Here is a 12,359-nt window from a genome sequence, read left to right on the forward strand (position 1 = left end):
CTCTATGCCCGCACCCCCTGGAGGGCTGTTGAACCTGAAGCAGTTCATTGCAGATGCTGATGTATTGGTAAGCTGGGTCGTGCACGGCCATCCGGAGGCGCCGGATGGCAGAGATTAAGCGAGAGCCGATTGTGCGTGATGATGGCGATAGCGTCACGTTTGACGCCGATCATACCCACTCGGACATCTTACGCTACGTTATTGGCGATCTAGGTGCTGAAGACGCTGTATTTCTCATGAACCTACTGGCTGAGGAGGTGCGGGTTGATGGCAACGCAGCTTGAAGACGACTTCACCGAAGACGCACCCGATCTGGATCTCGACGACGAGCAGGAGGCGGATGCTGAGGCGAACGATAACGATCAGGAGCCTGACGATCTCGACGACGACAGCAATGACCAGGACGACGATGCAGAGGAAGACGTCGTCACGTTCGGTGCTGACGATGTCCGCGGCGAGGACGAGCCCGAGGGCATCCGAGAATCTTCGCGAGGAACTGAAGCGTCAGAAGGCCCGCGTCCGTGAGCTTGAAGGCGCTGGCGCTGCGCCCGTCGAGGTTGGCGCGCGCCCGAAGCTTGAAGACTTCGACTACGACGAGGACGCGCACGGCGAGGCTGTCGAGGCGTGGATCGACAAGAAGCGCAACGCCGATGCTCAAGTAACGGCTCGCGATAAATCGATCCGCCAGGCGCAGGAGAAGTTCAACACGCAGCAGCGCGCGTTCGAGGACGGCTGGAGCGCTCTACGTGTCACCGGCAAGGATGCGGCGCGCGCTAAGGTCGAGGACACGTTCGATCCAACGCAGCAGGCGATGCTGATCAAGGCGGCGCGAGGCAACGGTGCGGGCCTGATGCTGTATCTCGGCACGTCCGCCGCCAGCCTCGATAAGCTGAAAGCCCTCGTCAACGATCCCGCCGAGTTCATCGCAGAAGCAGCCGTGATGGCGAAGGAGGTCAAGGTGGAACGACGCAAACCGGCAACAACGCCGATCGAGCCGGTGCGGGGCGGCACTGGCGGCGCTGCTAAGGGAGACGCCCGCCGCGCACGCCTGGAACGCGATGCCGACACCAGCGGGGATTACTCCGCACTCATCAAGTACGATCGTGATTTGGAGATGAAACGCCGTGGCTAATCTGACCGCACGCGAAAAGGCGCTGCTTCGTGCAGCGATGGAAACCGAGTTCTCGCGGCTCGACAAGGACGCGCAGAACACGTCCAGCGAATACCTCTCCGCATACCCCCGGATGATGTATCGCATGACCGATGTCGAAGAGACGACGGTCCTGACGACGCACAACGACGGGCGCCCACGCGAGGTGCGGATCGATAACCAGTTCGCCGGGCTGCTGTGCGACACGATCATCGCCGAGACCGCCGACGAGGCCGAGGCGCTGACTGCTGATGGCTGGGATATCAGCCCGCAGGCCGCGCATGGTGTTGTGACCGGGATGGCCGCAGCAACGACCGCGAAGGACGACGAGATCGCCGCGCTGCGTGCCGAGCTGGCGGCTGAGCGTGCGACCAAAACCGGTGGGAAGGGCTCCTCGAAGGGGCCACCGGAAACGCTTGCACTGGCCGAATAGTTCGGGTATCTGGATACCCGCGCCATCGGTCCCCAGACAACCGTGATGTCTGAGTAGCGGCGAAACCGGGCTTCGGCCCCGCTACTCAGGGATCACCACATGGCTTCATCGTTTTTCAAGGAAGAGCGCGTCGCATTCACCAACATGGTGAAGGCATTCGAGGATCAGCTTGCTTACGGGCAGGCCGCGACGCTGTTCGACGAGCTTACCCCGGCCGAAATGGTCTACACGCGCGATCGCGTTTGGGTCGACACGCCGATGATCGGCTCGAGCTACGACGGATTCGATCAGACCAGCAACTTCGACGGCCTGACCGAACTGGTCGTGCCGGCATCGGTCGGCTTCCACAAGGCTAGCCCCAAGGTGCTGTCGTCGAAGAACCTGCGCAACGAGCGGGCAATGACGCGCTGGATGGACTCGGCGAAGGCCAAGCTCGCATCGGACGTGAACGCCGCGGTTCGCCGTCGCGTCGCGCTCGAGGCCGCGATCTTCACCAAACGCACCGTTGCGCCGACCGGCTTCGACGACCTCGCTGTCAGCCCAGGCGCAGATGGACGAGATTGGCGTTCCGGTCGACGACCGCGTTGCCTTCATCGGCACGCGCGCCGCGATCGGCATGGCATCCAACCTCGCCAGCCGTCAGACCATGAACGGCGTCCGATCTCTCGGCCTACGAGAAGACGAAGCTGATCGATATCGCGAACGACGAGGTCTATCGCGACGACCAGCCCATCCGCCTAGCTGCGGCTGCTGGCGGTGCCACGACCGTCAACGGCGCCAACCAGTACTGGGAGCCTGCCGCGTTCACGACCGAACCGGACGGCGAGCAGGTCAACCGCGACAACCGCTATTCGCAGCTCGTCGTGACTGCTGCTGCAATCGCCTGGGTCAAGCAGGGCGATGCCTTCGCCGATGGCGGGCGTCGATGCGATGCACCGGATCTGGAAGCAGGACACCGGCCAGCCACAGACGTTCCGCGTCGATTGCTGTCGACGCGTCGACCAACACGCTGACGATCGCCCCTGCGATCATCTCGAACGGTGGTGCGACGATCGCCGGCCGCGAATACCAGAACGTGCCCGCCACGCCTGCAAACGGTGCGACGATCGCGTGGCTCAACACCACGACCGCGGAGATCTACCCGGTTCTTCTCGCGTCGCTCGGTGCTGCTGCTGCCGGGTTCGTTCAAGGTCGATGCAGGCGACGGCTGGTCGGTGATGAAGGCAACCACGCCGGTTCTCGGTCTTCCGATCACCTACACGCGCCAGGGCAACATCAACGACCTGTCGCTCAAGGCTCGCGTCGACATCGACTTCGGCACGGCGCTTCTCGCGCCCGACCAGGCCGGCGTCGTCATGTTCAATCAGGCATCCGGAGCGGACACGATGACGACCAAGAAAGACACGACCGGCACGAACCTCGCCGACAACGCGCCCGCTGGCCTCACGGTCACGGACGCGGAAGCGGAGAAGGCACGCCACGAAGGCGCTCTGGACGCGGTGAAGGACGCCGCCAAGGATGCCCGTATCTCTCTGACCGATGGCGCGCAGCCGGGCGACCCCGCTGTCGATCGCTGGCCCGGCTCGGACCAGTTTCTGCAGCAGTATGCGTATATGTTGGAGGACGCGCCCGATGCGTTCGACAAGCGCGTGAACGGTAAGGACAGCCCCGTCACCGACGTGATGGCAGCTGGCTTGCTAAAGCTCGAGCGCGCTGGCCAAAATCGTACCCCGTACGTCAAGACGCTGCTGAAGCGCCTCGGCCTCAAGGGTTCAGGAGATCGGCGAAGTGACGTCGGCTGGCCCGGCGTACACCAACGACATGTCGCTCATCAGCGGCCTGGTCGCGCTCGACGTGGGTGGCGCGGGAATACCCCCGACTGCGTCACCCACGTTGAGAACCGGGGCAGGGGGACACCTGATGCGCAATATCATCTTACTGGCGCTGGCATTGGTCGCGTCGCCTGCCACGGCTCAAACCGCCCGCCCCGTCGCCGTTCAGACCCAGTCGAGCGGCGCCGCATCTGGAGCCGTCGTAATGACCGGCGTAGGGCAGGCTAGCAGCGTCAACATCGTCAATGGCGCGACGGCTGGGTACGCCGTACTATACGATAGCCTGACGGTCCCCGCAGACGGCGCGTTGACGCCTTCCCTGATCCGCTGGTGCATGCCTGTCGCGATAAATACCGGGCTGCGCGACACATTCCCCGCGCCCCTCCCATTCTATAACGGGCTTGCCGCGTTCGTATCGTCCACGAGCTGCACGACAAAAGCCGCGGTCGCCTACGCGTTCGCATCGGCGCAGGTCCAGTAATGCGCTGGCTCGCCCTTCTCGCGTTTGTTGCAACGCCTGCGCACGCCCAGCTCGTATCGCCTCCAGGTGTGACGATCGGCCAAGTCCAGGCGCTGATGGACCAGTCTATCGCGCCGGTCTTGGCCAAGGCTGACAGCGCCATGACGAAGGCCGACGCGGCTATCGCCGATGGCCTGACCAGCGCAAACCGTCAGCAGGCGTTGCGGATCCAGGTTACACCCGATGCCAATGGCCGGGCGGTGTTCACCTACCCGATGCCGTACGTTGCTGGGACCAAGCCGGCGGTCACCACGACAGCCGAGACGCCCAACGGCGCGACCTATCGCAATGACGCCAGCGTCGAGGAGAACAGCGCCACGAACACGCAGGTCGTGATCCTCGTGCAGCGCGTGCCCAAGACGATCGTCGTCAGCCTGCTGGGCGCTGTCACGAACATCATCAGCCCCCGTCACCACCCCTGTCTGGATCAACGTGCTGGTGAGGGCTGCAGTATGACCCATATCGCAAGGAACGCCGCATGACCGTCCGCCTTCTCGTTCCTGCTTATGGCAAGCAGACCAACGCGCTTTACACTGGTACTCAGGCCGCAGAGCGTGCGCTCGATCGACGCGGGGCAGGCGGATAACCAGCTTGACGCGTCGTTCGATTACCCGGCTTATCTGGCGGGCAAGTCCATGGCGGTTGGTACATTAACTCAGACCTCGGTAGATGCTGCCGTAGCTTCTGGCGTCGGATTTTCTCGCCGACCCCACGGCACGGGCCGTCGTTGCCCGGATAGGCGCATTGCCAAAGTGGCGGAGAGCGATGGCACGTGTGCGGGCGGGTAAAGGTCGGGGACGGATCTTGATTGTCGGGGATAGCACGAAGGTCGGCGTTGGCGCTGGCAGTGGCGGATTTCCCGCGCTTACCGGCGCTCGCGCTCGTAGCTTCGGGGTACGTTCTGGCTGAGGGTATTTCCCCAAGCCGGCCTACTTGCTGTCCATACGAATTTCATGGGTACTGGCACCACCAAGGGCAGTGGCGGCAACGGTGTTTTCGCAACCGGCTATGATCCGCGTCTGACCTTCGGTGCAGGTTGGACTTACGGGACGGTGCTGATGGCGTCGGCGGTCCGATGTTCTTCAACGGTACGACGACGAACAGCATGGACTTCGCCATTCCGGGTCAAAGCGACACCATCGAGATATACTCGCCGCGCAATTCCGGGCTGGGGGCCTTCACCGCAGCCGTAGATGGCGGCGCGGTGCTGCAAACGGTTGTCCAGGATGGGGTAGACGGGTTCATTAAAACGACGATCACGGTCACGCGAGGTGCGCACACGCTCAACCTCTCCCGTGTTTCCGGTCTTGTGTTCATCACAGGTGTTATCGCTTTTGATAGCACCGTGCCAGCAGTCGATGTTGTCAGCGCGGGTTGGCTCGCTCTTCCACCGCTGGCTTAATGGGTGTTTGCTAGTTCAGCGTTTACTTTTGGTGCGATCAGGGGGCAGTCGGTAATTGGGCCGGACCTGACAATTATTGCGCTAACAATTAACGAGGCGCTCACAGCAAGCGCGAACCCCTATCGCGACCTACCGAACAAGCCTCCAGGCACTCATCACACAGGCAAAGTTGAGCGGCGACTGCCTGTTGATGACAGGTATGCCGAGCGATTTCAGCTTAGCGACGGCCGACGCTCAGGCTCAAGTTGTAGCGGTGATGGCCGAATTAGCAGCATCCAATGATCTCCTGTTTATCAACAACCATGCGCGAACTGGCGGCTGGGCGGCGCTAAACGCGCTTGGGGAGATATTCGACGGCCTCCACGGAAACGACCTTTACTATGCTGACGAGGCCAACGCCACACGCGCATTCTTAATGGACTACATGTAATAACAAAGTGTTAAGACACTTACCAACGGTAAATCCTTCAAATGAGTTTACCGCTTTGGCGTGTCGCGTTATGGCGCTCGCCGGGGGATTAATCTTTCCCGATTAGGCGGTAAAAGAGGTGAGCCTTGATCCGAGCATTTCCTTGGTGCCTACGCATTTTCAGCCGGCTAGCATCGGTTGTGGGAGAGGTTAACAACTCAAGGAGGAGCGCGCAGTCTACCCGCCGGGCGAACCCCGATGGCGGGCGCTGTCACAGTTGCGGGACTGTGACAGATGCTGGTTCCAAGGAGTGCTGGGAATGTGTGCTGGATCGGCAATGGTGACAAGGGCTAGCCAACAACCCCACATTTAAGCTATACCACCACCGTCGAGTAAAAGCGGCGCCGGCACCGCTCCAGCAATTCATGCGGAGCCGTGCTATATGACCACCAGAGCCAGCATCCTCTCTCGAGCCTTCGGACGCCTCGCGATGGGCGACTACGAGTTCGACGTGACGCCTGACGAGCGAGCGCCAGCGCGCGGGACTCGCTGGATACGATGCTGGGCGAGTGGGCGGCGGTCGGCGTTGATCTCCGTCATACTCCTAGTGATGGCGATAACGACGCCGAAGAGATGACGACGCCCAGCTGGTCGGATCAGGGCGTGATCGCGAACCTCGCGCTCCGGATGGCCGCAGATTTCGGCAAAACGCCGGGTTCTGGCCTCACCAAAGACGCCAAGCGCGGGTATGACCTTGCCACCGCCAAGACGCTCGCAATCCCGACAGCACAGCGCGCGCAGTCCGTCGCGCATGGTGGTGGTGAGCGATACTATCGCCGGTTCTCGTACTGATGGTGCAGATCCCCATCCTGTCGGGCATCTACGCCAAGACGACGGCGGATTTCGCGCGTTCGTTTCCGGCTCAACCTAATGCCGATCGCGGAGAGCGGCGAGGGCACCGGGACGGGCATCAGCAAAGGCTATCTGAAGGTAGCGCCGGGCTTGCGCAAGATGGCTGACACGCTGGGCGAGGACCGCGGCGGTTATGTCTTCAAGGGTGAGCATCTGCGAAGTGCTGGGGACCTTCCTATACCGCGTCGCAACGACCGGCCATGTGCTCGCTGTCGGCAACGTCGGGCTTGGCGGTCCGGTCACGTTTGCGGACGAGTCCTTCGACCGTCTCGGCATCGCATCGGGCGGTGACCTTTGGTATTACGACGGCACGAACCTGACGCAGGTGACCGATCCCGACCTCGGGCCGGTGCTTTCGATGGCTTGGCAGGATGGCTATTTCATCACAACTGACGGCGCCTCGCTGGTCGTGACTGAACTGAACGATCCGACGTCGGTCGACCCGCTCAAGTACGGATCCTCGGAAGCGGACCCCGGACCCGGTAACTGGCGTGCTGGCGTTGCGTGGGCAGGTCTATGCGCTGAACCGCTACACGATCGAGGTCTTTATCAACGGAGGTTCTACCGGCTTCCCGTTCGCGCGGTCGCGTGGTGGGCAGATACCGAAAGGATGCGTCGGACCGCACGGGTTCACGCCGTTCGTCGAGACGTTCGCGTTCTGCGGTTCGGGCCGGAATGAGTCGCCTGCGATCTACCTTGCGGGATCGGGGCAGGGCATTCGGATCAGCCCCCGCGGCCTCGACGACGCTCTGGCCGCGCTCACCGAAAGCGAGTTGGTGCTGGTCGAGCTCGAGGCGCGCAATGGCGCAGGCATGACCGAGTTGCTTGTCCACCTTCCGACCGAATCGTGGGTCTATCACTGGACGGCATCACAGCAATTCGACCTTCCCGTGTGGTCGCGGCTGGCGGGCGGGATTGATCTATCGCTTGCCTACCCCGCGCGGCACTTCACGTTCTATAACAACCAGTGGTGGTGCGGGACCGTCAGCGCGATCGGGGTGGTCGACGAGATGGAGCCGACGCTGTTCGGTGCCGAGTACGCGTTCCAGTTCGACACGCCACTGGTTTACAATGGGCGAGCCGGTGCGATCGTACATGACCTGGAGCTGGTGCCGCTGGGTGGCCGGTCCGTCACCGAGACGTTCGTCGATATGAGCTACACCGACGACGGCGTAACCTGGAGCCAGAAGCGGACGGCATCGCTTGGTGCGATCGGCGAACGTGAGACGCGGCCGGGCTGGCGTCGGGGTGGGCGGATCAGGCGCTGGCGTGGCTACCGGTTCTCCGGGCTGGTCACCGGCGCCGCGGCCTTCGCGCGCTTGGAGGCTCAACTGGAGCCCTTGAATGGTTAGCAGGGTCACAGACAACGAGTACACGTTCCTCACCGATCGCGAGATTGCGGCGTCGGGCATTGGATCCAGCCCGTCTGCGGTTCAGGCTTATGGGGACTTGCAACGCGCCGTTTACGAGCTCGCTCCCGCTGACGTCGGCGATGCGCAGGCTGCTGCTGAGGCCGCGGATGGCAAGGCCACAGGAGCGCAAGAGGCGGCGGAAACAGCGGACGGCAAAGCTGAAGACGCTGGTACGCGGGCGGATGCCGCACAGGGCCGCGCGGATGACGCCTATGACCTCGCGGACACGAAGGTATCGAAAAACGTGGGCCCCGTGTTCTCGGCGCCTAGCGGCGGGGCCTCACGCAGCGCCTTACCCGCCTACGCCGGGGGCACCGCCTCTGCGGTCTACACCCCCTCTGATGTGCAAGCACTGATGGACCAGGTCGCAGCACTTACGTCGCGGGTCGCGGCGCTGATCGTGGATGGGCGCTCGAACCAATCACTGAAGAGCTGATGCTGTCTGTACAGCCGATCAAGGATAGCGCCGCGACCAACGCCATCCTCTGTAACCCGTGGGTGCACGCCAAGCTTGCGCAGGACGGACGCGAGCCTGGTATATCGACCACCCGCTCGTCAGCTACCACGGCGCCTACGTAGACGGCTCGCTCGTCGGCGTGTTTATCGCCGTTCAGTTCACGCGATGGGAGGTCGAGGTTCACGCCGCGATGCTGCGCCCCGCTATCCCGCACGGTCGCGCGCTCGGGAGGCTGTTCTTGGATACGGTGTTCGCAACCCCTGACGTGTTACGCGCTACCGCCTATGTGCTCGGCTCGTTGCCGTCCGCAGCAAACTACTGCCGGCGTCTAGGCTTTGTCGACGAGGGTGTGCGGCGCTCGGCTTGCATGGTTGGCGGGGTGCCGACTGACATTGTCGTGCTAGGGTTAGTTAGGGGCGCCCTTCTCTCCACAGCGATAGGCCACGGCAGCAACCATTAGTTGCATTGCATCGCCGTTACGCGCCGACGCCGGGAGGAGATCATACACCGCCCGGTATGCTCGGGGCATTTCGGCAGCAGTTGGCAGGCATTCGGCCCCCTGTTTTTCAGCCGATTGCACCGCAACGCCTGCGACCAATAGGCACTTCGCAGCGCTGAAAGGGGCGACATCGTCTACCCCGACCGGAACGTCCTCACCCTTCTGCAGCTAGGGCGCAGCCGATGTATAGGTCCTTGGCTTGCGGCACATCATGTCCGTAGCGTTTCGTTGAGCGCGGCGCCGTGGGCTCGGTGACGAGAACGGTTGGCCCGCCATAGCTGCGGCATGTGACCGTATCGAATAAACGATTGCACGTGGTCGTCACCTGCAACGCGACAGCAAGAAACAGCATTCATCCTCCCGCGGGTATTGCAATACCCGAATCGCCGTGGCATACCTTAGCCACCGCGTATTGCACAGTCCGGTCGTGCTCCTGAACTTGTTTCGGAGCAACGGGCTTGAGTTTCATCGGCGACGCGATTGGTTCAGTCCTCGGTGGTATCACCGGCGCGAACCAGTCCGCCAAAGGTGCGCAGGCAGCAGCTCAAACGCAGGCAACCGCCGCAGATAAGGCTATCGCCGAGCAAGTAGCCGCGCGCGGTGAGGCTCGTGGCCTTCAGCAACCATTCGTCAACGCCGGCACCGCTTCCCTCACGCAGCAGATGGCGCTGCTTGGTCTCAACGGCACAGCCGACCAGCAGACGTCGATCAGCGCGCTCCTGTCCTCGCCTCAGTACACCAGCGGCGTCCAGCAGGGCGAGGAAGCGAATTCCGGCGAACGCGTCCGCAACTGGCGGGCTTCGGGGCGGCAACACGCAGAACAGCCTGTCGCGCTTTCGTGCCGACCTGCTGAACACGACCATTCAGAACCAGATGCAGAACCTGAACGGGCTGACCTCGCTGGGGCAGAACGCCGCGGCGGGCGTGGGCAACAACGCGATGAACTCGGCGAATAACATCGGCTCGCTGCTCAACCAGCAAGGCGCCGCGATCGCGGGTGGTGCAGATCGCCAGGGGCAACGTCGTGGCGAACAATTACAACACCATGCTGCAAGCAGCTGGCGCGATTGCGGGGTTCTGACGATGGCCATGGGACCTATTGATTACAATTCGATGCAGACGCGGTTGGACTTCAGCCCGTTGGTGCAGGGCCTTCAGCTTCGTCAGCAGAAGCAGAACATCGAGGCGGACAACCAGCGGCAGGAAGAAGCCGGCCCAGCTCGCGCGCGCGACAAGTTTTACGATTCGACCAGCAGGAGCACGCCGCATACCTGGCGGATGTCGAAGCGTACAAGGCTGACCCAACGCCAACACGTCTGCGCGATATCGGTCTAAAGCATCCCGAGCAGGCCGCTGCACTTCAGAAGGCAGGCGACAGCTACACGACCTCGCAGAAGCAGGATCTGATCGGGACGGGCTTCGGTGCCCTTGGCGCGCTAGCCGCTGGCAACAATGACCTGGCGGCGTCCCACTCTGGAGAAGCGGATCGAGGCACTTAAAGAACAGCGGCATCGATACCTCGCACACTCAGGCCGCGGTCGAACATGATCAAGGCTGGGAAGGCCAAGGAGGCTACAGCTTACCTGTCGTACGCGATGGCTGGGCTTGTCGGGTCGGATCATGCGGCGAGCGTCATGGAGACGCTCGGCGTTGGCGGGAAGGCCGACGACAAGCGGGCTGACAATGAGCGTGCTGACCGCCGGGCCGAGCTAGAAGAGCGCCGCGTGACGAACAGCGAGCGTGCCACGGAACCGCTGGCGCATCGCTCGCGGGGACGCCGCAAGCGCTCGCGCTGAGCGTGCTTCGGATCGTGCCGATCGCAAGGCAGCTGGCGGCGGTAAGGGCGGGGAAAAGAAGGGGGCGTTCAGCGACTCCCCGAACTTGAACGCGTTGATTCAGTAATGGCTGCGACCGGACAGCTAAAGGAGCGGATTCAGCTGCTACAGGCGGCGAAGGCGCGCGCGGGAGTCGCTCGGGAAAACGCTGAAGCCAGAGGTCCAGAAGGAACTCGACAGCTATTCGTCTCAGGGGCGGCCGGGTTCGTCTGCGGCCGGCGCTGCGGGCGGCAAGGCATCCGAGGGGGCAGCGAAGACTGCCGTCCTAGCGAGACGGTCGTGCGGGATCGCTGGACGAGCTGAACGCACGCTGCCTGCGGATCAGGCAGCGACCCTGGCTGGTCCCAGGAGGCTGTCCGTGGCGTGGCGCCCGAAGCGATCGCGAGCAGCCGAACCTGGCAGCGCGCACCGCGAGCGCGTTGCCAGGCCGCGCAAGGCGAGATTCCTTGACGCAGCGCTGACACTCGGCACGGGCGCGGCGGTAGACGAAGGAGCAGCTGACCGGTTACCGTATGCAGCGACTGGCCCCCAGCTTGGCGACAGCGACGAAGGTCATCAAGGAGAAGACGAAGCGGCGCAACACGTCGGCTTCGAGTCTGCGCGCACCGGGCGCCGGTGGCGCTGCTCCACAGATCGACGAGGCTCTGAAGAAGTCCTGGGTTCTGGCGGTTCCCGGCGCGACAGAGGGCGAAAGGCGGTGATCCTGAATCCTGGCACGACGGGGGCAGCGGTCGCCGCTGGCGGCCTGCCCCCGGCGGGTCGAACTCGGCCAAGCGGTCCTGACAGTCGCGGAGGCGGTGCAGGTTCAACGGCGAGGGACCGGAACTCTCGCGGCTGGCGGTCTCGAAGCCGTCGCGCCGAGGCGCAGGAGAAGCTTTACCAATTCTCGCTCGCCACGAAGCCTGAAACGCGGCGCGGCTCGAGCAGTAGGATGACCACGCTGGTGCGCCGGTGCGCTGCCTGACGCAAACGCTGACAGCAAATCGCGGAAACTATCACGGGCAAGGGCGGCACCGAGCGCATCGGTGCTGAGCTGGACGACAAGGCCGAAGCAGCGCCTGTTGAACGCCGGCGACGGCTCGGCGGGTGCGGCTGCGTCGCGGCGCTGGGAATGCGCTGACGCTGGGCTTTCTCGACGAGGCTGGCGCGCTGGCGGATACGCTGCCCAGGGCAGGGCCTGGAACCCTACGACGAGAACCTCGACGCGTCGCCGCGGCGAGGCTCCGTCCCGACGAGCAGAACAGCGGTGCTCGCGCGCTTTCGCCGGGCAGCATGCGTCGGCTCGCTCCCCTTGGGTGGGCACCGAGTTCGGCGGCGCGCGTGCCTGCGCTCGGCGCGGCGGCTGGTGTTCGGCGGCGATCCGGCAGGGGCTGGGTCGGCGCAGTTGCGGCGATGCAGGCGAACCGGACCTTTGCCATGCGTCTCGGCCATGGAGGGCGCTGGGATCGGTGCCGTCTATGGCGCGGGTGAGGCTGAAGGTCCTAGGCGATCGCGCTAT

Annotated in this window: 19 protein-coding genes; 17 read left to right on the forward strand and 2 right to left on the reverse strand. The window is 63.5% G+C overall.

All coding sequences use genetic code 11. The features are described 5' to 3' along the window. The first annotated feature begins 104 nt into the window (after window positions 1-104). The 14 genes from SJY41_RS20210 to SJY41_RS20275 all read left to right on the forward strand — a co-directional run bounded on the left by SJY41_RS20210 (window position 105) and on the right by SJY41_RS20275 (window position 8,506). Complete coding sequence (locus tag SJY41_RS20210; RefSeq protein ID WP_380778060.1) at window positions 105-284, forward strand: hypothetical protein; 180 nt, start codon at window positions 105-107, stop codon at window positions 282-284. Beyond that, window positions 268-525: a hypothetical protein gene (locus SJY41_RS20215; RefSeq protein ID WP_380784006.1), complete on the forward strand. Its 258-nt coding sequence runs from the start codon at window positions 268-270 to the stop codon at window positions 523-525. Before SJY41_RS20210 ends, SJY41_RS20215 begins: the two co-directional genes overlap by 17 nt. Further along, window positions 446-1,132, forward strand: a complete 687-nt coding sequence (locus SJY41_RS20220; RefSeq protein ID WP_380784007.1) for a hypothetical protein — start codon at window positions 446-448, stop codon at window positions 1,130-1,132. Before SJY41_RS20215 ends, SJY41_RS20220 begins: the two co-directional genes overlap by 80 nt. Beyond that, a complete protein-coding gene (locus SJY41_RS20225) occupies window positions 1,125-1,583 on the forward strand; it encodes a hypothetical protein (RefSeq protein ID WP_380778064.1) in 459 nt (152 codons plus the stop codon). The genes SJY41_RS20220 and SJY41_RS20225 overlap by 8 nt, the downstream gene beginning before the upstream one ends. 99 nt (window positions 1,584-1,682) lie before the next feature. Next, complete coding sequence (locus tag SJY41_RS20230; protein ID WP_380784008.1) at window positions 1,683-2,273, forward strand: P22 phage major capsid protein family protein; 591 nt, start codon at window positions 1,683-1,685, stop codon at window positions 2,271-2,273. A gap of 5 nt (window positions 2,274-2,278) precedes the next feature. Next, window positions 2,279-2,596 carry a P22 phage major capsid protein family protein gene (locus SJY41_RS20235; protein WP_380784205.1) on the forward strand — a complete coding sequence of 106 codons (318 nt, stop codon included), beginning with the start codon at window positions 2,279-2,281 and terminating at the stop codon, window positions 2,594-2,596. A 150-nt stretch (window positions 2,597-2,746) separates the two neighbouring features. Further along, a complete protein-coding gene (locus SJY41_RS20240; protein ID WP_380784009.1) occupies window positions 2,747-3,643 on the forward strand; it encodes a P22 phage major capsid protein family protein in 897 nt (298 codons plus the stop codon). After that, entirely contained in the window at window positions 3,621-3,896 is a 276-nt protein-coding gene (locus SJY41_RS20245) for a hypothetical protein (protein ID WP_380784010.1), read from the forward strand. Before SJY41_RS20240 ends, SJY41_RS20245 begins: the two co-directional genes overlap by 23 nt. Continuing rightward, a complete protein-coding gene (locus SJY41_RS20250) occupies window positions 3,896-4,417 on the forward strand; it encodes a hypothetical protein (RefSeq protein WP_380784011.1) in 522 nt (173 codons plus the stop codon). Before SJY41_RS20245 ends, SJY41_RS20250 begins: the two co-directional genes overlap by 1 nt. A gap of 593 nt (window positions 4,418-5,010) precedes the next feature. Further along, window positions 5,011-5,337 (forward strand): hypothetical protein, encoded by a 327-nt coding sequence (locus SJY41_RS20255; protein WP_380784012.1) that lies wholly within the window; start codon window positions 5,011-5,013, stop codon window positions 5,335-5,337. A gap of 169 nt (window positions 5,338-5,506) precedes the next feature. Continuing rightward, window positions 5,507-5,767 carry a hypothetical protein gene (locus tag SJY41_RS20260; protein WP_380784013.1) on the forward strand — a complete coding sequence of 87 codons (261 nt, stop codon included), beginning with the start codon at window positions 5,507-5,509 and terminating at the stop codon, window positions 5,765-5,767. A 528-nt stretch (window positions 5,768-6,295) separates the two neighbouring features. Beyond that, the gene (locus tag SJY41_RS20265) at window positions 6,296-6,598 is read left to right on the forward strand and encodes a packaged DNA stabilization gp4 family protein (protein ID WP_380784206.1); all 303 of its coding nucleotides are present in this window, start codon (window positions 6,296-6,298) and stop codon (window positions 6,596-6,598) included. Between the two features lie 485 nt (window positions 6,599-7,083). Further along, the gene (locus SJY41_RS20270) at window positions 7,084-8,010 is read left to right on the forward strand and encodes a packaged DNA stabilization protein (protein WP_380784207.1); all 927 of its coding nucleotides are present in this window, start codon (window positions 7,084-7,086) and stop codon (window positions 8,008-8,010) included. Further along, window positions 8,003-8,506 carry a hypothetical protein gene (locus SJY41_RS20275; protein ID WP_380778077.1) on the forward strand — a complete coding sequence of 168 codons (504 nt, stop codon included), beginning with the start codon at window positions 8,003-8,005 and terminating at the stop codon, window positions 8,504-8,506. The genes SJY41_RS20270 and SJY41_RS20275 overlap by 8 nt, the downstream gene beginning before the upstream one ends. Before the next feature lie 674 nt (window positions 8,507-9,180). Here the strand turns inward: SJY41_RS20275 and SJY41_RS20280 are convergent. Together SJY41_RS20280 and SJY41_RS20285 are read right to left on the reverse strand one after the other, a co-directional pair. Further along, the gene (locus SJY41_RS20280; RefSeq protein ID WP_380784014.1) at window positions 9,181-9,378 is read right to left on the reverse strand and encodes a hypothetical protein; all 198 of its coding nucleotides are present in this window, start codon (window positions 9,376-9,378) and stop codon (window positions 9,181-9,183) included. 133 nt (window positions 9,379-9,511) lie between these two features. Further along, window positions 9,512-9,889 (reverse strand): hypothetical protein, encoded by a 378-nt coding sequence (locus tag SJY41_RS20285; protein WP_380784015.1) that lies wholly within the window; start codon window positions 9,887-9,889, stop codon window positions 9,512-9,514. Window positions 9,890-9,899: 10 nt separating this feature from the next. On the opposite strand from SJY41_RS20285, the gene SJY41_RS20290 reads away from it, so the two are divergent. The 3 genes from SJY41_RS20290 to SJY41_RS20300 all read left to right on the forward strand — a co-directional run bounded on the left by SJY41_RS20290 (window position 9,900) and on the right by SJY41_RS20300 (window position 11,562). Next, window positions 9,900-10,361: a hypothetical protein gene (locus SJY41_RS20290; RefSeq protein WP_380784016.1), complete on the forward strand. Its 462-nt coding sequence runs from the start codon at window positions 9,900-9,902 to the stop codon at window positions 10,359-10,361. A gap of 209 nt (window positions 10,362-10,570) precedes the next feature. Then, on the forward strand, window positions 10,571-10,822 hold the full coding sequence (locus SJY41_RS20295; RefSeq protein WP_380784017.1) for a hypothetical protein: 252 nt from the start codon (window positions 10,571-10,573) through the stop codon (window positions 10,820-10,822). A gap of 572 nt (window positions 10,823-11,394) precedes the next feature. Further along, window positions 11,395-11,562, forward strand: a complete 168-nt coding sequence (locus tag SJY41_RS20300; RefSeq protein WP_380784018.1) for a hypothetical protein — start codon at window positions 11,395-11,397, stop codon at window positions 11,560-11,562. The last annotated feature ends 797 nt before the right edge of the window (window positions 11,563-12,359 follow it).

Source organism: Sphingomonas sp. R86520, assembly GCF_042466285.1.
Lineage (GTDB): Bacteria > Pseudomonadota > Alphaproteobacteria > Sphingomonadales > Sphingomonadaceae > Sphingomonas.